This is a genomic window from bacterium, from assembly GCA_040757115.1.
Lineage (GTDB): Bacteria > UBA9089 > CG2-30-40-21 > CG2-30-40-21 > SBAY01 > JBFLXS01.
In genome coordinates this window covers 15,000-36,178 of sequence record JBFLYA010000009.1, presented here as the reverse complement: position 1 = coordinate 36,178, position 21,179 = coordinate 15,000, and the positions used below count along the sequence as shown (strand labels likewise).

Genomic DNA, 21,179 nt, shown 5'->3' with positions numbered 1-21,179 from the left:
GTAATTTTGATATTTGCATTTTGATATTTACATTAAAGTTCTTCTTGCTATCGCTCTCCCCAAAAGAGGAACCTATTTATGAAAAAGCAATTAGGTTCGCTTTCCTGCTTGCCAGAAGCGAGGCTAACGCCTCGCACTACAAATCTTTTTATTATTCGTGTTCATTCGTGGTTATATATTCCCTCTGTGTTCTCTGTGACTCTGTGGCTATATCCCTGAACGGTTACCAAATATTGGAGTAATCGAGTACAGTTCTGTCAAGTTTAAAAATGCTGATAGCTGAAAACTGAATGCTTACAGCAACTCTTTATATATTAAAAACTTACTGCAAAGTTCCATTGTTTTTTCTCGGACAGTTTTAATTACATTTTCTTTTCCAATATTCTGGATAACTTCGGCAATGAATGAGGCTATTTGCCGCATTTGTTCTTCTTTCATTCCTCTTGCGGTTAAAGACGGAGTTCCAAGTCGAATACCACTTGTTACCATTGCACTTTTTGTCTCAAAAGGAATGGTATTTTTATTGACAATGATACCTGCTTGCTCTAAGGCTTTTTCTGCTTGTTGACCTGTAATTCCTTTTGAAGTAAGGTCAATGAGGAGAAGATGGGTATCTGTTCCACCAGAGACAAGGTCAAATCCCAGACTCATTAACTCTTTTGCTAATGTCTTTGCATTTAAGAGAATTTGTTGCTGATACATTTTAAATGCCGGGCTCAATGCCTCTTTAAAACAAACTGCCTTAGCCGCAATGATATGCATTAGTGGTCCTCCCTGAATACCGGGAAAGATAGTTTTATCAATTAAATCCGCATACTCCTTTTTACACATTATCATTCCACCACGAGGGCCTTTCAGGGTTTTATGAGTAGTAGTTGTAACAAAATCACAATACACAATGGGGTCAGGATGGAGTTTTGCCGCGACTAATCCCGCAATATGAGCAATATCTGCTAAAAGATAAGCACCAATGCTATCAGCAAGGACTCTAAACTTATCAAATTCAATAATTCTCGGATAAGCACTGGCACCACAAACAATCAACTTTGGTTTTTCTTCTTTTGCTATTTTCATAAGTTCATCAAAATCAATGAGTTGAGTTTGTTTGTTGACCTTATAAGCAACCGTGTTGTAGACAATTCCTGAAAAATTTACCTTACTGCCATGAGTTAAATGTCCGCCACAACAAAGGCTCAAACCCATAATTTTATCACCTGGTTTTAACATTGCCATATAAACGGCCATATTTGCCTGTGAACCCGAGTGAGGTTGAACATTGACATGTTCTGCCCCAAAAAGTTCTTTTGCCCTTAATATGGCTAATTCTTCTGCCCGGTCAACAAAACTACAACCACCATAATATCTTCGATAGGGATACCCTTCGGCATATTTGTTGGTCATCAGACAACCCTGAGCCTCAAGCACCGCCTCACTGACCATATTTTCAGAGGCAATCATATTGAGATTATAAACCTCATTTTTCGCCTCCTGGTAAATAAGTTGTGCTATTTCCATGTCAACTTTTTCTAAATTCTCTAATGGTTTCTTCATCGTCTTATTATTATATCTTAACTTTTGCGTTTTTGAGCCTGTTGTGGATTCAGGCTCTAACTTCTTGCAGAACAGTAAGTTATAAAAAAAACGCAAAAGTTTAGATAGAAATTTTGACAGAACACTACCTTCACTTAAGTTTTAATAGTGGTAAATGTAGAACGCTCTCGGAGCTAGACTATATTATACTGAAATTATTCAAAATGTCAAGGCTTTTTTCTTCCCCGAATGCCTCCGGTGTAATTAACGATTGACAAAATCACATCGTTATGATATATTTTTACTGTAAGCGTTCAGGGTATTGCGAAACGGATGATACATCAGAAGAATAAAGGGTATAAAGATTTAACCGCAAAGGGCACAAAGGAAGATTTCGCAAAGGACGCAAAGAAAGGAAAAAAAACGCTGGTGAACAACCTATTGCCTTGTTAGACTAAAAGAGATTAAACCACGAAGGACACGAAGTGAAATTTGATGAATTATCGAATAGAGTCATTGGATGCGCTATAGCGGTGCATCGAACTCTTGGGCCAGGTTTGCTTGACACCGTGAAGAGTGATAATTCACAATTGACAATTGACAATTCACCATTCACCATTATTAAGGAAATTTAGGGGAAAAATTGTGAATGGTGAATTGTGAATTGTGAATGGTGAATAGTTACTAAATTTCAATGTAGAAAGGTTGAAAGAAAGCATAAAAAGATTTGTCTTGTCCAATCTTCGTGTCCTTCGTGCTCTTCGTGGTGAATAGTTACATAAAATCTTATCCTGTTAATCCTGTCAGAAAATAATATAGGGCTGAACGGTTATACTTTTACTATTATGGTAAGGGACTGGTGAAGACAATGAGTAATCCAGAAAACGAACTTGAATTTATGAAATCGGCATCCGGCATTGTCTTACTATTTGATGTTGTTGACCATTCTAAGCAGATTCAAAACCTTGGTAATGAAATTTGTGATGAGGCACTAAATATATTTCTTACAAAGATTAAGTCTATCTCATCAAAGTATAACTTTACCTGGATAAAGGACATTCGTGATGCTGGTTTATTTATTGGAAATGACCCGATAGAGGCAGTTCATTTCTATCAAGAGGCATTAGAACAGTTTCCAATAAGCCCTGAAAGAAAAACTATCCACCGCGGTTTTGTCATTAAGTTTCGGCTGGCAGCACATTTCTGCTCATTTAAAGCCGAATATAACTCCCACCAACAAATCATAGACATCTCAGGCGGTGAAATTGACTTTCTATTTAAAGATATGGAGAAAGAAGCCACGGCTGGACAGATGGTTGTCTCACCAGACTTCTACAAACAGTTTAGTGCAGACATAACATCAAAAGGCTTTGGATTTACTCCATTTGTAGCCAGGGATACCACGACTACTCTCTACCTTTTAATCCTGCCTGTCTTGCTATCACCAGATATACTCTCTGTTTCAGACACCACCCCCCTCCTGGATAAGATGAATGAGCTAAAGCAGAATGTCCAGAAGATAAAGACACTCGGCGGGTTATATCCTGACTTGAATATGGAAGACCAGTTCATAGAATTGAGATTAACTGCCCCGGTTCTATCAGAAGAAAGAAGAGAAGAATGGGATATCATCGACTTTCAGAAGTATGGCAGGCAGAAGGCTCAAAAAGCAGAACAAAAAGATCTCCTGAAGTGTGATGAAATCTATGAGCGTCGTCCACACCTCTTTATCAAAGGGATACCAGGTGTTGGTAAGACAACTATACTTAAGTATTTCTGCTTTCAAGGATTTAACAGTGATAAATATCCCATCTTTATTCCCTGCCACACCATTCCCAATATTGAACAATGGGAGCAGGACTACCCTTACGCTTCAGAAAAAGATATAAAAGGGTTTCTGGTTGACCTGGTCACCTCTGCTTTTATCTATCCCGGCAGGAGTTACAAGGAGCTCACTGCTGAAGAGAAGCAAACTCTGGCTAAAATGGCAGAAACAGTTAGAGAATGGGCAAGTCGAGGAAAGGCAATCTTTTGCCTTGATGCCCTGGATGAGGTGACTAATACATCTCAGCAGAAACAGATATTAAACAAGGTCGAGTTATGGTTTAAATCTACTCCTGAATCCCATATTTACCTGACTGCTCGCGACCACACCTTTTTTGAAATCTCTGAAGATGTCCTTCTTGCCTCTGTCAATCCCCTTGCTGTTGACCAATTTCAAGACCTGGGCAGGAAGTTCTTTGAAGGAAAGAAAAAGTTATTACAAAAATTCAATCAGGCATCAGTAAACCAGCAAGAGGTTGTCGCCTTAATCGCCAACACTCCACTATTAGCTACCCTTGTGCTGGTCTGGTTTAAAAAGAAAGGTGAGTTTGCCAGAAGACCAACTATACTCCATTTTATCACCTTATTTATCCTCCTCAGAATCTGGGATAGGTTGAAGAACCCTGATTTTCAAAAATCTATTGATGAAGTATTTAATCTCACCCTTGACCCCAGGGCAATTGAAAATGATAAGGAACTATCATCCTTAATCAATGCCTTAGAGGAGGTGGTCTGGCATGCAGTTCAGGGCTATCGGGAAGGTTTTGTCTCTCGGTTTAAGGAAGATGTCATCCTCAACATCCTCAAGCAATTCACTACTATACCTGCTGGGAGTAGTGCTGATGACCTCTTAAAGAATCTGATTGAAGGTTACTTCCTCCTCAGGATTACTCAGGCACCAAATTTCTATACCTTTATCCATCTCTCTGTCTTAGAATTTCTTGCCGCAAGAAGGCTGGCAAAAATAGCAGAAGATGAGTTTTTAAACCGTTTTCATGAATTTATGACTAATGAGGGATTATTCCCATTAGAGATTCTTCCCTTATTTTCTGCCTTATCATTTGAGAATCTAAAAAAGGCAATCTCTGCTCTGGAAAAGGATGACCAAGTCAGTAAGCAGTTGCAGAGGGATGGAATGGGGCTTCGTATTTTGATAGAGGCAGAGGGGTTTATTCGTGACCAGACTGATGATTATAGAAACAAAATCCTTATCCGCAGCCACCAATCTCTCATCAATGATTTTAAAGCAGTCAAGGATAAATTCCTGACACGATTTACTAATTATCTTGGAGAAAATGACCCCGGTAAGCTCAAGGAATATGCCAGTGTCTTCAATGCCACCAGCAGGTTTGAAGATAGGGAATTACTCTCTAAACTGGATTATTCCTTATTTGAGGCAGAACCTGAGTTAGCCGCATCAAGGGATACCTTATTGGAGCAGATGGTCTATTTCCGCCTCATTGAGGACTGGAAGACAGAAAAGCGAAACTTACGCAGAAAAGAAGAAAAGGTTCTCCCAACAGGACTCGAGAATATCCTTCAGTTAGATTCAAAGGAATATGATGCTGATGATAAACACTTTAATTACTACGCTACTTTAATACCTGAACTGGTGGGTTTCTTTGGCTCCCCTAACCTTAGACATTCAGCTGGAGTTACAAGTGGCGTATTTTCTGGTGATGGTAAATACATCCTCTCTGCCTCAAGTGATAATACCTTAAAGCTCCGGGATAAAGAGACGGGTCAGGAGGTTCACACCTTCAAGGGGCATTCAGCTAGAGTTTGGAGTGGCGTATTTTCTGGTGATGGTAAATACATCCTCTCTGCCTCAAGTGATAAGACCTTAAAGCTCTGGGATAAAGAGACGGGTCAGGAGGTTCGCACCTTCAAGAGGCATTCAGCTGAAGTTAGAAGTGGCGTATTTTCTGGTGATGGTAAATACATCCTCTCTGCCTCCTGGGATAATACCTTAAAGCTCTGGGATAAAGAGACGGGTCAGGAGGTTCGCACCTTCAAGGGGCATTCAGCTGAAGTTACAAGTGGCGTATTTTCTGGTGATGGTAAATACATCCTCTCTGCCTCAAGGGATAAAACCTTAAAGCTCTGGGATAAAGAGACGGGTCAGGAGGTTCGCACCTTCAAGGGGCATTCATATGAAGTTACAAGTGGCGTATTTTCTGGTGATGGTAAATACATCCTCTCTGCCTCCTTGGATAATACCTTAAAGCTCTGGGATAAAGAGACGGGTCAGGAGGTTTGCACCTTCAAGGGGCATTCAGCTACAGTTACAAGTGGCGTATTTTCTGGTGATGGTAAATACATCCTCTCTGCCTCAAGTGATAAGACCTTAAAGCTTTGGGATAAAGAGACGGGTCAGGAGGTTCGCACCTTCAAGGGGCATTCAGCTGAAGTTTTTAGTGGCATATTTTCTGGTGATGGTAAATACATCCTCTCTGCCTCCTGGGATAAGACCTTAAAGCTCTGGGAGGTAGCCAGCGGCGAATGTCTGAAGACCATCAACCTTCCCTGGATACCGAGAGGAATAGCCATCCATCCGCTTAAGCAGGAGACCATTTTAACTGCCAATCTGAATACTACCCTGAGTTTGTTTGAACTAAAGGAATTGGGGGATTAATCAGCCAGGGTAGGTTCTATCCCCGTAGTCAGTTTTTGTAACCGTTCAGGGGTATAGCCACTTTTAACCGCAAAGAACGCAAAGATTATAGTGTTCTGTTAAGATTGAATGTAACTATTCACCACGAAGAACACGAAGAAAATTAGATGGTCTCTGAAATTAACCACAAAGTAGACAAAGAAACGCTCATAAGTCTCTGACTCACAAAGGAGGATGAAAATAAAGGCTGAAGGCTTAAGGCTGAAGGAAACAGCGTTCAAAACTTCAGCCTATACCCTTCAGCCTATTTTCAGGAAAAAATTTATTCTCTCAAAAATCTTTGACTCTTTTGTGAAATTCTTTGTGATCTTTGTGGTTAAAAGAATTGTAGTTATTGTCAGACACTACCGAAAATTACAAGACCTTAAATTCCATTTCGTGTCCTTCGTGCTCTTCGTGGTGAATAGTTACATTGCCATTTTATAAGTTTAACAATCTCTTTATCTCGTTATATATCCTTATATCTTCTGCTTCATCTGAAAGCTTTTGTGCCCAGGATAGAAGATATTTTTCATCAAGTTTTCCTGAATGCCTTATGACAATATTTTCTATATCCATCATATCCATCAGTCTTGCCGGAACAATCTTGAATAGGATTAAGTCCTCAGGTGTAGGGAATGATGCTTCAATACCATAGAGTTTTATCTTCTGTTTTCTTTTTAAAGCAGATTTTTCAAAATCGGTTGAGAGAATAATAAAATCAATATGGAAATTCCCATAAAAAACCTGAAATGTCCCCCTTTCTTTTGCCCTTTTTATCATCCCCTTCTCATCAAAACTAAAGCCTTCTTGCTTTAGTTTCAGAAGAAATTCTTTTACCTCTAATTTCTTTATGAATAGACATATATCCACATCTTGTGTCATTCTTGGTTCTCCAAGGGTTGCTGATGCTAATTCACCAATGACGAGATAGTCGAATTTTTCTTCTTCAAGAAACGATATTATTTTTCTAAAAGTTTCCGGCAATGAATCCATTTTTTAATCCAAGCTTTAAACATAACGGATTGTCCAATGAGAAATTATTTAAAAAGGCATTTAATATGGATGGCGATGTAAGGGATTCAAGGGCTTCTGTGCTTTGCTCAATAGATAGGGCTTTCAATTCCCTTATCCTTTCTTCCTCCATCCATTCAAACCTCTTTTTATCCAAAAGCCCCTTATTTTTTCCTTTTTTCATCTTTAATTTCACATCCTCTTGTATGAAACTTACCCCTTTGTGTACTGCTTATAGTAAGTATTAACCAAAAGTTCACATTAGTATTGTTGATGGTTGATAGTTGATAGTTGATAGTCTATGAAACTATAAACCATCAACCATGTTGCTATATCTGTTCTATGAGAAATTTTCGTTAATAACTACTCTATTCTTTATTCATGTCATTTGTCCATTTGTGTAATTCGTATTCACTCAGCAGGGAATATTGTGCTCAAATCTATTTCTAAACCTTTAAAGATATCCACTAGTATCTTCTCTTCTTTTTTATATTCTTCAGGCTTTACATACTTATTCTCTTTAAGTTTAAATATCATCGTTTCTTCTGTTACCGGGTCAAATATCCAGTACTGTTTGACCTTATGCCTTTCATATAAGTGGTATTTGGTTATCAGGTCTTTTTTGGCGGTGTAGGGGGATAATATTTCTATGATTATATCCGGGGCACCCAGACATCCGCGGTCATCAAGTTTCTTCGTATCACAAACAATTACAATATCTGGTTGAACTACGGTTTCTATCTCTTCCTCCGCCTCGTCAGCCTCAGGCAATCGGACATCAAAAGGGGCAACATACACCTGACAGGATTTGTCCAACAAATAAGTTGAAATCTGTCTGTATAATTCTCCAACTATTTCCTGATGCCTTCTTGAAGGAGATGGACTCATATCATAGGCTACTCCATCTATCAATTCCCACCGTTCTTCATTTGGCCATTTCAGATAATCTCCATAAGTAAATCGCTCTTCTATTTTTTTTGCAGGAAGCCCCATTCAATAACTCCTCCTTACTAAAATTGAATGCTCGTCAACAACTCAGCCACAGATGGACACGGATGAAACACTGAAAATTCGTGACCTGAAAATAATCCGCAGATTACGCAGATTTCACAGATTTTTAATTTTTTATCTCCCCTCTGGCGGAGAGGATTGCGGGGGTGGAAATTTCTCCTAAAAATAGTTTTTTCACGCAAAGGACGCAAAGGTAATTTTTTCCCTTATTTCCCTTTGCGTTCTTTGCGTGAAACTTCCTTTCCCCTGAAAATGTCCGCCGATTTTACCGCACAGAACACAGATTTCTCCCTTTCTCCTTTTCTCATCTGTCTTCTGCCCTCTGGTATTTATCCGTGCTAATCCGTGTTAATCAGTGGCTGAATAGTTACTATTCTTTGAGATTTCTGTGAATGTAGTAAAAATGGTGAACGGCACGCTAAAACAGGTCAGAGCGCTACGGATAATCCGTATTACTGCCTTTGGCAAGATTTGACGCTTCGGAACATAGACCTGGAACCGATACTTAATCTCCGAGCATTACCGTTCACCAATGAAAATCCTATTTTTTATGTTGAGAACCGAGCCTACATTTCATTTGGATAAATAGTTATAATAATTATTATTTTAATTAGAACCAGCTCTTTTGTCAAGCATTTTTTTGAAGGCTGTGCAAAACCTATCGTGCTGGCCAACCCGCACCCTCCCTCATCTAATCAAGTAAGGACTGAACGATTACCTCCATTTTTCGTCAGCGACTTTTCCTGAAGTAGCATAGATTGAAATTCATTACTACCAGGAGCTCCCTTTCCTTCTATGGTCAGGAAATTTCCCTTTTCAATCTCTACAATTTATTGCAGAAATTTTTCTACATCCTGGACATCCCTTATCACTACTTTTTTATCTGCCTTAAATATATTGAAGAGATTTAATTGTTTATCAGTCATTTCACTACCATACTTTACCTCAATCAATGTATTGTTCTGTGTTAAAAAGTCTATCTCTGTGGCTTTTTCATAGACATAGCAAGGATTACAATGCTTAATCTTTAAATAGACATAATTCTCAAACAAACTGCCTTTATCCCTAAGGCCGCTAAACAATGTTTTAATTCCTAAATCTGAAGCGTAAACCTTTTTGGGGGATAATATCCTTTCATTTGTCTTACCACAGCGACTGACAAGGTAAATAAGATAGGTGTCTTGAAACATCACGAGGTATCTTTTTGCAGTATCGGGAGAGATATTAAGAATATTAGCCATTTTATTAATGCTTACCTGTTTTCCTACCCGCTCCATTAGTAAAACAAAGAATTCCTTAAGGATATTTGGATTTTTAATCCCATAAAAAGCAGTTATATCCTTATAAATAATATCATCTACAAGCTCTCTTAAATAGTCCATATCCCCATGCAACACATACTCTGGTAGGCCGCCTGTGCCTAAATAATCCTCAAAATGCCTCCTTACTAACTGCTCATCAGCCTTACTAATGTTTATTCCCCTGAATTGTAAATATTCTTTAAAATCAAGTGGTAGGGCTTCAATAATCATATTTCTGCCAGTTAAATATGCCTTTTTGCTTTTAAAAACTGAGGCAGAAGAAGAGGAAACATATATTTTAACATTGTGGCTATCGTAAAGGTTTTTAAGTTGTAATTCAAAATTGTCTTTGTAGGTAATCTCATCAAAAAATAAAAAAATCTTCTCTTTAAAAGATATTTTGTGAATACCCCGAAACTCCTCAACCATTTCCAAAATGCTCTTTTTGGCAAGCAGGTAATCATCCATACTCATATAGAAAATCCTTTTGGGGTCAATATCTTCCTTATCTATCAAGTATCTAATAAAAAGTTTTAAAAGTGTGGTTTTCCCTATTCTTCTTAAGCCGGTTAAAAAAACAATTTGGGGCAAAGAAAAATATTTTTCCATCAATTCTAAAAGGGTTGTTCTTTCAATAATACCCTCTAAAACATATTTGTCTTCCCACCAGGGATTATAACGATATAAAATATCTTCCATCACCATGTTGCGATTATCCCCTCTAATATTATACGATACTATCATATAAAAAGTCAAGAAAATATACGATAACAACCTTTATATCATAAGTTTTTTTCATCTCCCCTCTTCCATAATGGCAATGAAGCTTCTGGTATAAACATAGGTATCCTTTTCTTATATTCAATGTATTCTTTACCCAGACGCTTCTCTAATTCTGGTTCTTCAATTATCTTTAACTCAAGCACAGCCAAGAGGATAAGAATCGGAGTGAATATAAAGGTAAGAGAAACTGAATTAAGTAAAATACCAAGTCCAAATAATATAATAAACCCACCAGTAACCATAGGATTTCTAACATAGGCATAAGGTCCTGTAGTAACTAATTTAGGTGGTGGGTTAAGAGGTACAGGGGTTCCTTTCGCTTTAAGAAAATGAAGGTTTGACCAAACCATTAAAAACAATCCAATAGCCAGAATAGGTGCAGATACGATGATATTTAATGATGCAGGAAGAAGTTTAGGAAGCTTTAAAAATTTATCCATTTGGAGTGAAATGATAATAAGTACTCCTATCAGGGTAAAAACGAAAATTGGTCCTATGGGAGTAAGAAGAATTTTAACTTTTTTGTTGCCAGTTGCAATTCTATAGATGATATTAATCAGTTTCTGGCGTAAACTCATCATATTCACCTTACGCTTACGATAAATCAACGCTCAATTCCTGACTGTGCTGAACTCGATTCAGGACAGGCCAGGATTTGCATTTTTAATCAATAACCTGGATAAGTTTCTTTTTCCAGTATTATCTTTTGGAAACGAGTTTATTTATCTCTCTACTTGAAATCATAACATTATGTGTATAGCACAAATCATCAATTTTGTCAAGGGGGAAAAATTAAAAAATTCTTAGGTGAGAGTAGATGAGAAATTGTCAAGGAATAATTACTTATTAGTTTTAATCCCTTGTTGGGTGTGAAGACTTTTTCAATACCCTCTTTTGTATTTTTTTATTCTGCATAGGGAGACCGTTTACAATTTGGAACATTATGAATGGGTTGAGCGGATTAGCAAACCAAATAATCATAGAGGTGAGGAAGGAGAAAGGATTGGTGTTCTGGAATGAATTAGTTAAAATTTCCATCCTACCGATATCTGAGTATCATTTCCAAACCATTTTGGAGTGAGAGCATAATCAAAATTAAATTTTTTGATTTTTAGCCCTATTCCTAAAGTAACTTTTCTGGCATAGTTTAATTTTTTTCTATCTAATCCGTACCGACTTCCTAAATACCAGTTATCAACACCACATCGTAGTGCTAATATTTTATATTGTAGCTCTGTTCCTACCGATAGTTTAACTGTTTTATTTTTCAATTGTCGCTTTCCACTCATAGCAATAGTCCATTTTTTTATATCTTCAGTAGAGATTGGTATCCATGCCAGTCCCATTTCTGTTTCCAGATATCCTGAGTCTTTATGCCCAGAATCCCATTTTTTATCAGTCATATATCTAAAAACAACTCCAAGTTTTACATCCTCAAATATTCCTTCCCAATCCCATGCTTCAGATAGGTTTATTAAGGAACCTACATCCAATCCCATACCTTTACCTTCATATCCAGCTAATCTATGAGAAATATATTTATAATTTGCCCCCAAATATAATTCTTTGATTGGTTCCAATCCACCAATAGAGAAAATGTAAGCTGTTTCCTTATCTTTGAATTTACCGAGAATAATTGGTTCATCATAATTATTAATAGATGTCTTCTCAATCTCATCAACCCCAAGATTAATATAACTGAACCCAAAGTCATATCCTTTGTAAGGTAAGACAACACCTATATATTGATGTTGCTCTCCCACTTCTTTTATTGCCGAACTCCTGTCCATAAAGATTATTTCTCTATTCTCCAAAAGTGCCAATCCTGCAGGATTCCAATATGTAGCTGACGCATCATCAGCCATAGCCACATAGGCATTACCCATACTCATAGCTTTGGCACCACCCGCAAGTTTTAGAAAGGTGTATGTATCTCCTGGACCTTTATTATCCGCTCTTACTTCACAATGATACAGCCCGACCACCAATATTATTAACAGGATATAACTTCTTCTTTTCATAACCCTCACTCCTTATTTCGAAGTATATATTGCTATCTTATGATATTTTTTGTGTTCCGTACCTGCATTTTTCTCTTTAACTATCAATTCACAAATATAAACACCATTAGGCAATTTTTCGCCAATGGCGTTTTGCCCATACCAGTTTTCTTTATGTGTTCCTGTTGTTCTATCAGCATCTTCAATTAGACTGATCATCCATTCTAAAGAAATATCATAGATGTTAATAGTTACTCTGGAATCTCGTCCAAGAGTATATTTAATAATGGTCTTTTCATCGGTTGAAAAAGGATTTGGATAGTTTATCAGGTCAATGATACCCGGTTCGTTAGAAACGGTAAAGGTAGTGCTTGCTGTGGCGGCTGAATTACCTGCCTTATCACATACCCATACTTTAACTTCATGCAAACCCGCAGATAAAGGATTTTTTAGAGTAGCAGTAAGATTATTACCTTCAAAAGTTTTCTGAGATTTATTTGAATCAAAGTTTATCATTCTAATGTTAGTCTCAGAGTTATCAATCCAGACAGTAATTGACCCTATCCCGCTATTTGCTATTGCCCCTATATCTCTTAACCAGGCAGAGATTACAGGCAGGTCATTAACAATTTCGTTACTCGGTCGAAGATTTTCAATAGTGGGTGAAGTACTATCTATAATGAAGTTATTATCACTTTCATCTGTTGATAACTCTTTATCTTCAATATCGTATATTGTTATCTTTATTTTCACTTGATTTGAATCAATAGTTGGGCATGTCCAACTATATGTGCCTATATTAGAAAGAGTACCATTAATTTGAGTATATGTTCCCCCACCATTTGTAGAATACCATATTTTCAGATGGTTTATACCACTTCCTGTTGTTGACCATTTTATAATCTGATTTGTTCCACCTCTCCAGTTTTCACCTCCATTAGGAACATCTATTTTTAATGTGGGAGCAATACTACTTATCACGAATGTCCCATTACTTGTATCTGTCCCGGGATTGCCTGCATTATCTGTTACTATTATCGCTACCTTTACATTGTCACACTCAATCATAGGAACTGTCCAACAATATGTTCCTATACCATTACCTTTTGGTAAGCTAACCATTGTTATTGTCTCTGGATATGACATTCCACCATCAGTGCTATACTTTAAATTTATTGAATATGTACCTAATCCACTTAGAGTATCTCCAATTATTTCATTATTCCACCGTATCTCTTGTATAGAATTTCCCATGAATAACTCTCCTCCATTTGGTCTCAATAATGTATTTGAGGGGATGGTGGGTGGTGTTTTATCATAACCTGCCTCTGCATCTTTAGTTGGCGGAACTAATTCCTTATTGCCAGCAGAATCATCTGCTATTGTATAGAAGTCATAGTAGCCCTCTTGCTCTGGATGGGTAAAGGAGAAATTCCCTATGGCAGATGTCCCAGATATATACCTGGTAGTAAAGGATGACCAATCTGTCCATGGAGTTGTAAGACTCACACGATATCTATACCAGAGCGTTATTGAACCAAGTCCTAAATTATCACTGGCACCATAATAGAGAGTAAAAGTTCCAATATTATGCCAGTATGGGGTAATAGCATTAACTTGGGAAATTGGTCCTGTGGTATCAACCACCAATGTATCTGGAGTCGAAGTCCCCCAGTTCCCTGCCTCATCCTTTGCCCTGACAGTGATGGTATGCGGTCCATCAGATAATGAAGAGGTAGTAAAGGTAAAGGCAGCAGTAGCGGCTGGAATAAATGAGTCAACATCTGTCCAACCTCCACTATCAACCTTATACTCTATATCTACAACCTTTGTTGTGCTATCAGTAACTGTTCCGGTATAAGTAGGTGTATTATCATCAGTTGGGTCTGGGATATAGAGATTTAAGAGAACATTTGGTGGTGTGGCATCAATAGTAAATGTTCCTTGAGATGTAGTAGTACCTATATTAGGGGTAGGTGTAGCACTATCGGTAGCCATCACCATTATCTTCACATTTGTTAAATCAGAGGTTGGCACTAACCAGTTATATGTTCCTGTTCCAATTGCGGTTTGGGTAGTGGTCCCTATATCATAAGGGAATGAATTACCCCCATCTGTAGAATATTTCAATTCAATTGTATAAGTAGGTGTCCCATCGGATATTTTCCAGATTATCTCCTTATATGTTCCTCCTGACCATACCTCTCCCCCATCAGGTGAAATAACATCGATATCCAACGCTGAAAATCCCACAGTTGCCTTCAAAAGAAGGACAATTATAGTTAACAATAAAATCTTAAACTTCTTACATTTCATCTCGTTCTCCTGTAAATAGCCTGTAAGGCTGGTAGTCGCAGACTTTAGTCTGCGTTTCAACCTACGCAGGCTAATGGTTTTTGCAAAATTAACTTCCACTTTTCTGGAATACCATAAAATAAATTAAAAATCAAACATCAAAATGTAAAATTACAAATCAAAAATCAAAATATTCTCCAGCTACTTTGTTAATTTACAAGTATTTTTGCATTTTGCATTGTAATTTTGATATTTGCATTTTGATATTTACATTAAAGTTCTTCTTGCTATCGCTCTCCCCAAAAGAGGAACCTATTTATGAAAAAGCAATAAGCCTGCGGCTACCATTTTCATCCCCCCTTTGTGCCCTGCAGGGGCATGAGCGTTTCTCCTTTTATTTTATAAAGAACCATATAATTCCTATCCCTGTTTCAACATAGGTAATCAACTTGATAACATTCATAGTTGCCTCGATAATCTCTATTTCTTTTCCAGTAAAATGAGAGATAGTAACGGTACCATCTTTAGAGGGATAAGATTTACCATCTACCATAACCTTGATGGGCGACTGAGAGAATATTTCACAAGTAGGCTTTGTCGTCTGGGTGTTAAGATAAATGGTCTGTGTGCCACCCATATCAGGACATTCATAAGAATAGTCGGGTTTAAAGTTAAGATAACATCCTTTCGGGAGAAACGAAAGATCTAAGTATTCAGGTTTAAACCAATTTTCATCATTCCAGAATCTTATTTTTACCTTTCCGTTAACTTCTTTTACTAATTCTTCACTCATTACTACTGAAATTTCTTGTAATCTTGCTATCTCTTTTTCTTTGGTAGGAATTGTGTTTGTAGTATCTATCCCTATTCCTGTTAGTTTCTTTTTTACTTCCCCAAGTTCTTTTTTAGCCTCGTTACATTTATGATGTCTAATGTAGAAATCTACCAGTTCAAAACTGTTATCGAGCCTTTTGCTAATTATATCTTGTGTCTGTCTTTTTTCTTGTAGCCAGCTTTCCCTGTAATCCATAAACACATTAATTATCATCTTTGCCCATTCATCATAGCTTTTTTCGCCTCCCATATCCAATTCCCTATTCATTACTTTATCAGCCATCTCATAAAATAACTCCTGGACTGCATCTATCATATAGTTTTGTTTATACATATACTTTTTTTTGAATGAAGAATCCTTATACTCATCTATCTTTATTTTCCAGTAAGGTTCAATAATACAATTTCCATTTGTCATAGCGGTTATAACTTTTTTAAATGGATGTAATGCTTCTTGATAATCTCCCATCTTGACACAAGCAATTGCCTTATATAAGCAGGCATTTACAGATTCAGGAGCTATCGTTCCAAAATATTCCTTCGCTTCATTTAAGACTTGACCGATAGTTATCCAGTAAGTATTGATGGAAGTACTATAGGGATAACCACTGTTACCAGAAAGTGCTAAGAAAGCTGAAAATCTTTCTGTATCTTTGATGTCCTTTATGCAATTTCTAATCTTACCTATTTTTTTATTTTGAAACGCAAAAGAAACTGCTTGTTTAAACATCTCCAGATTAATTATGCCTTTTTCTAATTTTTCTTTCCCTTCCTTGTACAACTCACCACAAAATCCATAATTATTCATTCCCAATAAGATAACAGTAATTACTATCAAGTATCTTTTCATCTACAGCTACCTTCCAATTCTAAATAATTATCCTCACACAAATACTCTACCATGTCCCTATCATGTGAGATAAGTATTAAGGTAAGTCCTTCTTCTTGTTGCATTCTTTTCAATAGATTTGCCATAGCATTTCGGACCATACTATCTACGCCAGAAAATAGCTCATCAGCGATAAGTATTTTGGGTTTGATTGCCAATGTTTGAATCAAGGCTACCCGTCGTTTCTCACCACCACTTAGCTTATCAGGATACAAATCAAGTTTTTCTCTGGATAGATTTACCTCATCAAAATAACCTTCTATCTCTTTAAAGCTAACTCCTCTCTTCAAGTTACATCTTATTATTTCCTCTATACTCTTTCTCACAGTCATTCCGGGATTAAGTGATGTATCTGGATGCTGAAAAACCATAGCAAGACCTATTTCTTTACGATATTTATGTCTCTGGTTATCTGAAAATTTAGTTATATCTTCACCGTCAATCCATACCTCTCCTTTATCAGGAGTATATAACCCAAGGATAATCTTTCCAATGGTTGTTTTTCCTGCCCCACTTTTCCCCATAAGCCCGAAAAACTTTCCCCTATCAATAGAAAAGGAAACATTATCTATTGGGCAAATATTGCCTCCACAATTATCTTTAAATCTCTTGGTAATATTCTTAAGTCTAATCATTGGTCTTTCTCACTTGCCAGCATCTTATAGCATGAGTTCCATACTCTACCATCTCTGGTTCTTCTGAAGAGCATTTATCTTGCTTAACTTCACATCGACTGTAAAATCTGCACCCTTTATATTCTCTGTCAAGATGAGGAATATCACCTTCACTTACAGATAAGAGAGGTAGTGGTTTACCTTTTTCATCCTTAGTTTTGAAGCTCTCGATGAGCATTTTAGTATAAGGGTGTTTTGGATTATTTGCAATTTCGTCTTTATTTCCACTTTCTACCACTCTCCCACTACATATAACCACTATTCTATCTGCCAGTTCTTCTATTACCTTGAAATCATGAGTGATAAGCAAAAGTGAATGTTTGGAAGTAGTTTTCTTAAAGCTCCCTTTACCTTCTTTATAGTCCTTCAGCAAGTTTATAATCTCATCCTTTAGGTGGTCGTCAATGCCTACGGTTGGTTCATCAACAATGAGTAATTCAGCCCCTGAAGCAAGTCCCATAGCCAAAAGTGCTCGTTGACATTCTCCACCACTTAATTGATGGGGAAAGCGAGCCATCTTATCTCCTAACTCCAGTTCTTTGAATATAGAATCTATATTTCTATTCTTAGTTATATATGCCCCCTGGTCTTTTACTTTCCAGAATGGGTTAAGGCTGGATTTAGCCCCTTGCATAACTAAAAATAGCCCTTTACCTCTTACTTCTCTCATTTTTTTCTCATATATCTTATTCCATTTTCTGACATCCTTTTTTATTTCTAACCTTCCATTGTCGTCTCTTTTTATCTGGCACATTATCCTCAATTTTTCAAGTAAATCTCCATTCCCTTTAAACTCGATTTTACCAGCTATAATCCCTGGCATATATCTGACTGCCCCCATAATAGAATATGCTACCGTAGTCTTTCCAGAACCGCATTCACCAAACAAGGCTACGACTTCATCCTTTTTAACCTCGAATGAGATACCATCTACAATCCTTAAAAACCCTCGATTTTCCTCAGCATAACTCTTAAGGTCTTCTATTTTAAGTAATATATCCGTCATATTTTCCTCTTTTTGTAAATTTTCTCTTCTATTATCTTAGCAAGATTAAGATACATCAATATATTAAACAAAACCACTCCCAACGGAATCAGAAATATCCACATACTTCCTGGTCCCATATTCCTTACTTCAGCTACTATATTCGTTACTCCAGCTACTATATTCGTTACTCCAGCCATTATATTGTTCCTTCCCGCCATTAACATATTACCAAAAGTATCATCTGTTGTTATCATCCCAAAATTAAAACCGCAGTATTCCTCGGGACCTATAACTGCAAGTCCAATCTCAACTAAAATTACCTCACACATCTGAAAAAATATTTGAGTGATGAGAAGAGGCAAACAATTATATAAAAGGATATGTTTATAAATTAACCGCCATCTATTTATTCCTATAGAATCTGCAAATTCTATATATTCCATTTTTTCTAATGAGTCAATCTTTGACTTTATCAGCCGACTTATTTTTGATGAGTTGAGAAAACCTAATATGAGCATTATGCCCCATAAATTTCTTATACATTCAGGCATAAGAATTATAGCTAATATTATAGTTGGGTATTTGGGAAGTGATTCTATGGCATCTGTTATGGAAAGGAAGAAGAAATTAATCATTCCTGATACTTTCATTGCTTTGCTGCTGAATATCCCTAAAAAACTACCTAAAGATATGGCTAAAAGAGGCACTAATAGACCCGGCATAAAATAGAATTTATGAGCCCATATACACTTGATCAATATTGTCTGCACATTATCTTTATCTTTTGACAGGGGTGGACTAATAAAACAACCAATAACTCCTGTGATAAACACCATACAGAAAGAAAGTATCCAAAATATGGATGTAAATGATAACTTTCCTTTTTCACCTTCTTTTTTGCTATATATTCTCATCTTTTACCCTTCTTTTAATCTTGGATTAAAATGTCTTTCTATTAGCCTATCTATGACATTAAAGGTGATAACAATGGTTACTATTCCTATCTCTATACCTATAAGTTTAGTGGAACTATTATTTTTAACTGCATCCATAAGCATACATCCAATTCCTCCAGAGATACTCCTAAATATACATTCGACAATCACTGCACCACTAATCAATCCTATCAATCTTGAAAAAGTAATCTTTGATAAAAGAATAATAATATCATTCATTAGATATGGTATTATCTTGCGAACTTTTAATCCATTATCTTTTGCCATCAAGACATAAGATTCATTCTTGAGTCTATGATACTCTATCTCTATATGTCGATATAACTCAATCAAGAAGGTATCACAAATCCCAAGGATTACGCCTGCTGTAATAAATTCAACTTGAGGAGGAACTTTATTATAACAAAAAAATTTCCATAAAAGTATCCCGGCAATAAATACAGGCAAACAGGAAAAAAGACTTAAAAAAATCTTAAATGCTGAAGATAAAATATATACTTGTGTTAAGGATACCAGAGACAAAATCAAAGATATAAGAAATGCAATAAGCATCAGTCGAATAGTAACCTTCCAGAAACAAGACCAAACTACAGAAGTCTCTTTTATTATCTCGGACCAAACTACAGAAGTCTCTTTTATTATGCCGGGTATTGTAATATGAACCTGTTGTCCCGAATCTGGTGCTACCTTTATTCCCATATAAACCTTAGGTGCTACCTTTATTCCCATATAAACAAGAATAAACATACTTGTCCACACAATAACTAAGGCGGCAATACCTCTCATCAAAATTTTACCTATATCTGCCATTAATCTCTACCTTTCTTATTCCTATTTTTTCCAATACCAATCGATAATATCGGCAAAGAACCAATATTCATCAGGCTTTATATATAACTTTTTGTTAAAACCAATCCACAAAGGTCTCTTGAAAAGGAATATATATGGGCAGTCATCCCCTATTGTCTTCTGCATCTTTTCCATATTACGCAGTCTCGTATTTGCACCTGAACTCGTATCTGCATCTGAAATTTCATTCTCCTTTATAATTTTATCCACTTCTTTGTTACTATAATGACATATATTATAGGGAGCATTTGTTCCAAATAACCACTTTACCGGGTCACTCAGGGAAGAGAATGTCCACCAGCCAAAGGCTATATCAAAATTTTCCACATCCCTAGTGGTCAATTCAGATTTTATCTTCAGAGTTACTCCAATTTCTTTAAGGTCTACTTTAAGGCACGTGCACATATTCTTTTCACATCCTTCTAATATATGACCCTTCAATGTGACATTTGATGGAAGTTGAACTTCTTTAGCCCATAACTTAACCCTATCTATGTTATAGAATTGAGACTTACTGACACCCACATTTAGGTGCTGGGGATAGGGTCCATACATACAGTCATTCATAGCGTCCGTGAGTTTTTCTTCAGGAGTGTTGCCTTTATACCCATTTAAAAAATTGTTGTTTAACATATACTTTCTATTAGTAGCTAAGCTGAATGCCTGTCTTGTTGTTGTATTCACACGCCTACAATCAAAGGCAAAATAATAGAAACTGTTTCTATTACATTTTATTATCGTCCAGGAGATATCTTTTTCTGATGGTTTTTCTGATGGTAGATTGCTGGCAATCATAGGTAACAGGTCAATTTCCTTTGACCTTAAGTTCTCCATAGCAGTCGCTGAATTCAAGATGACACGCATAATTATATTATCGATTCTCTCTTCATTCGGTTTTAACTTTCGCCATCCCCTAAAATAATCTTTATTTTGTTCCAGGGTAATTTCCTTTACTGTGTCAGCTATAGACTGAATTTTATCGGGAGACTGAAGAAATTCATCGGGTAGTTTATAGGGTCCTGTGCCACAAGTTATCCATTTCCAGCGGTCATTCCAATCTCTTTTGTTAATGTTATCAAAAAAGTGCTTGGGGATAATTTTAACAAAACCTATAGTGTTCAGCAGTTCTACCCTGGAGATTTCTCCTTTTGCGGTAAATTTGACTGTATAACTATCTACTTTTTTTACGCTATCTACAACCTCCTGCATTATCCATTTTAGATTAGATTTTATGCTGTTATCGGCAAGTATATTAAATGTAAATACTACATCATCTGCAGTAAATAGTGTTCCATCGTGCCATTTTATTTTCTCACGCAGTTTAAAGGTATAACTTTTCTGTTCTCTTTTTGCGTTCATGTTAGCCAATAATTCCTCTACCGGTTCCTTATCTGCCATACCCAGCAGGCTATTAAACATTAGTTGACACAATCTCCCAGCAGACTCATCCATCTTATCAGTATTTAAAGGATTAAGTGTTTGAGGGAAGGATAGCTCTCCATATCTCAGGTCCCTCGCCTTAGAAATATCTGCTAAGAGAAATACAACACTTGCAATTACTAAAAGATTCTTTTTCAT

17 protein-coding genes are annotated in these 21,179 nt (G+C 36.6%); 3 read left to right on the top strand and 14 right to left on the bottom strand.

Annotation, left to right across the window (positions count from 1 at the left end):
* Positions 1 to 242: hypothetical protein (locus AB1422_01490; protein MEW6618019.1), on the top strand; the 242-nt coding region annotated here is incomplete at its 5' end.
* 52 nt (positions 243 to 294) lie between these two features.
* Here the strand turns inward: AB1422_01490 and glyA are convergent.
* A complete protein-coding gene (gene glyA / locus AB1422_01485; protein ID MEW6618018.1) occupies positions 295 to 1,551 on the bottom strand; it encodes a serine hydroxymethyltransferase in 1,257 nt (418 codons plus the stop codon).
* An 847-nt stretch (positions 1,552 to 2,398) separates the two neighbouring features.
* Between glyA and AB1422_01480 the strand changes: the two genes are divergently transcribed.
* On the top strand, positions 2,399 to 5,989 hold the full coding sequence (locus AB1422_01480) for a hypothetical protein (protein ID MEW6618017.1): 3,591 nt from the start codon (positions 2,399 to 2,401) through the stop codon (positions 5,987 to 5,989).
* 213 nt (positions 5,990 to 6,202) lie between these two features.
* Complete coding sequence (locus AB1422_01475; protein MEW6618016.1) at positions 6,203 to 6,454, top strand: hypothetical protein; 252 nt, start codon at positions 6,203 to 6,205, stop codon at positions 6,452 to 6,454.
* On the opposite strand, the gene AB1422_01470 is transcribed toward AB1422_01475, so the two are convergent.
* From AB1422_01470 to AB1422_01410, 13 genes are all read right to left on the bottom strand, one after another.
* Positions 6,449 to 7,003: a nucleotidyltransferase gene (locus tag AB1422_01470; protein MEW6618015.1), complete on the bottom strand. Its 555-nt coding sequence runs from the start codon at positions 7,001 to 7,003 to the stop codon at positions 6,449 to 6,451. The genes AB1422_01475 and AB1422_01470 overlap by 6 nt on opposite strands.
* Positions 6,978 to 7,205, bottom strand: a complete 228-nt coding sequence (locus AB1422_01465) for a hypothetical protein (GenBank protein ID MEW6618014.1) — start codon at positions 7,203 to 7,205, stop codon at positions 6,978 to 6,980. Before AB1422_01465 ends, AB1422_01470 begins: the two co-directional genes overlap by 26 nt.
* Before the next feature lie 227 nt (positions 7,206 to 7,432).
* Positions 7,433 to 8,014: a Uma2 family endonuclease gene (locus AB1422_01460; GenBank protein MEW6618013.1), complete on the bottom strand. Its 582-nt coding sequence runs from the start codon at positions 8,012 to 8,014 to the stop codon at positions 7,433 to 7,435.
* 848 nt (positions 8,015 to 8,862) lie between these two features.
* Positions 8,863 to 10,077 carry an ATP-binding protein gene (locus AB1422_01455; protein MEW6618012.1) on the bottom strand — a complete coding sequence of 405 codons (1,215 nt, stop codon included), beginning with the start codon at positions 10,075 to 10,077 and terminating at the stop codon, positions 8,863 to 8,865.
* Between the two features lie 38 nt (positions 10,078 to 10,115).
* Positions 10,116 to 10,724, bottom strand: a complete 609-nt coding sequence (locus tag AB1422_01450) for an isoprenylcysteine carboxylmethyltransferase family protein (GenBank protein ID MEW6618011.1) — start codon at positions 10,722 to 10,724, stop codon at positions 10,116 to 10,118.
* A 417-nt stretch (positions 10,725 to 11,141) separates the two neighbouring features.
* On the bottom strand, positions 11,142 to 12,137 hold the full coding sequence (locus AB1422_01445) for a hypothetical protein (protein ID MEW6618010.1): 996 nt from the start codon (positions 12,135 to 12,137) through the stop codon (positions 11,142 to 11,144).
* A 12-nt stretch (positions 12,138 to 12,149) separates the two neighbouring features.
* A complete protein-coding gene (locus AB1422_01440; GenBank protein MEW6618009.1) occupies positions 12,150 to 14,531 on the bottom strand; it encodes an Ig-like domain-containing protein in 2,382 nt (793 codons plus the stop codon).
* Between the two features lie 274 nt (positions 14,532 to 14,805).
* Positions 14,806 to 16,095, bottom strand: a complete 1,290-nt coding sequence (locus AB1422_01435) for a hypothetical protein (protein MEW6618008.1) — start codon at positions 16,093 to 16,095, stop codon at positions 14,806 to 14,808.
* Entirely contained in the window at positions 16,092 to 16,769 is a 678-nt protein-coding gene (locus AB1422_01430; protein MEW6618007.1) for a dipeptide/oligopeptide/nickel ABC transporter ATP-binding protein, read from the bottom strand. Before AB1422_01430 ends, AB1422_01435 begins: the two co-directional genes overlap by 4 nt.
* Positions 16,762 to 17,814: an ABC transporter ATP-binding protein gene (locus AB1422_01425; GenBank protein ID MEW6618006.1), complete on the bottom strand. Its 1,053-nt coding sequence runs from the start codon at positions 17,812 to 17,814 to the stop codon at positions 16,762 to 16,764. Before AB1422_01425 ends, AB1422_01430 begins: the two co-directional genes overlap by 8 nt.
* Complete coding sequence (locus AB1422_01420; GenBank protein ID MEW6618005.1) at positions 17,811 to 18,710, bottom strand: ABC transporter permease subunit; 900 nt, start codon at positions 18,708 to 18,710, stop codon at positions 17,811 to 17,813. Before AB1422_01420 ends, AB1422_01425 begins: the two co-directional genes overlap by 4 nt.
* A 3-nt stretch (positions 18,711 to 18,713) precedes the next feature.
* On the bottom strand, positions 18,714 to 19,562 hold the full coding sequence (locus AB1422_01415; protein ID MEW6618004.1) for an ABC transporter permease subunit: 849 nt from the start codon (positions 19,560 to 19,562) through the stop codon (positions 18,714 to 18,716).
* A gap of 21 nt (positions 19,563 to 19,583) precedes the next feature.
* Positions 19,584 to 21,179 (bottom strand): ABC transporter substrate-binding protein, encoded by a 1,596-nt coding sequence (locus tag AB1422_01410; GenBank protein ID MEW6618003.1) that lies wholly within the window; start codon positions 21,177 to 21,179, stop codon positions 19,584 to 19,586.

What these genes read in the sequence shown, in the direction of transcription:
- AB1422_01410 (MEW6618003.1), bottom strand. Translation starts at nt 21,179, where the DNA reads ATGAAAAAGAATCTTTTAGTAATTGCAAGTGTTGTATTTCTCTTAGCA.
- AB1422_01435 (MEW6618008.1), bottom strand. Translation starts at nt 16,095, where the DNA reads ATGAAAAGATACTTGATAGTAATTACTGTTATCTTATTGGGAATGAAT.
- AB1422_01430 (MEW6618007.1), bottom strand. Translation starts at nt 16,769, where the DNA reads ATGATTAGACTTAAGAATATTACCAAGAGATTTAAAGATAATTGTGGA.
- AB1422_01455 (MEW6618012.1), bottom strand. Translation starts at nt 10,077, where the DNA reads ATGATAGTATCGTATAATATTAGAGGGGATAATCGCAACATGGTGATG.
- AB1422_01465 (MEW6618014.1), bottom strand. Translation starts at nt 7,205, where the DNA reads ATGAAAAAAGGAAAAAATAAGGGGCTTTTGGATAAAAAGAGGTTTGAA.
- AB1422_01420 (MEW6618005.1), bottom strand. Translation starts at nt 18,710, where the DNA reads ATGAGAATATATAGCAAAAAAGAAGGTGAAAAAGGAAAGTTATCATTT.
- AB1422_01415 (MEW6618004.1), bottom strand. Translation starts at nt 19,562, where the DNA reads ATGGCAGATATAGGTAAAATTTTGATGAGAGGTATTGCCGCCTTAGTT.
- AB1422_01425 (MEW6618006.1), bottom strand. Translation starts at nt 17,814, where the DNA reads ATGACGGATATATTACTTAAAATAGAAGACCTTAAGAGTTATGCTGAG.
- AB1422_01475 (MEW6618016.1), top strand. Translation starts at nt 6,203, where the DNA reads ATGAAAATAAAGGCTGAAGGCTTAAGGCTGAAGGAAACAGCGTTCAAA.
- AB1422_01480 (MEW6618017.1), top strand. Translation starts at nt 2,399, where the DNA reads ATGAGTAATCCAGAAAACGAACTTGAATTTATGAAATCGGCATCCGGC.
- AB1422_01445 (MEW6618010.1), bottom strand. Translation starts at nt 12,137, where the DNA reads ATGAAAAGAAGAAGTTATATCCTGTTAATAATATTGGTGGTCGGGCTG.
- AB1422_01470 (MEW6618015.1), bottom strand. Translation starts at nt 7,003, where the DNA reads ATGGATTCATTGCCGGAAACTTTTAGAAAAATAATATCGTTTCTTGAA.
- glyA (MEW6618018.1), bottom strand. Translation starts at nt 1,551, where the DNA reads ATGAAGAAACCATTAGAGAATTTAGAAAAAGTTGACATGGAAATAGCA.
- AB1422_01460 (MEW6618013.1), bottom strand. Translation starts at nt 8,014, where the DNA reads ATGGGGCTTCCTGCAAAAAAAATAGAAGAGCGATTTACTTATGGAGAT.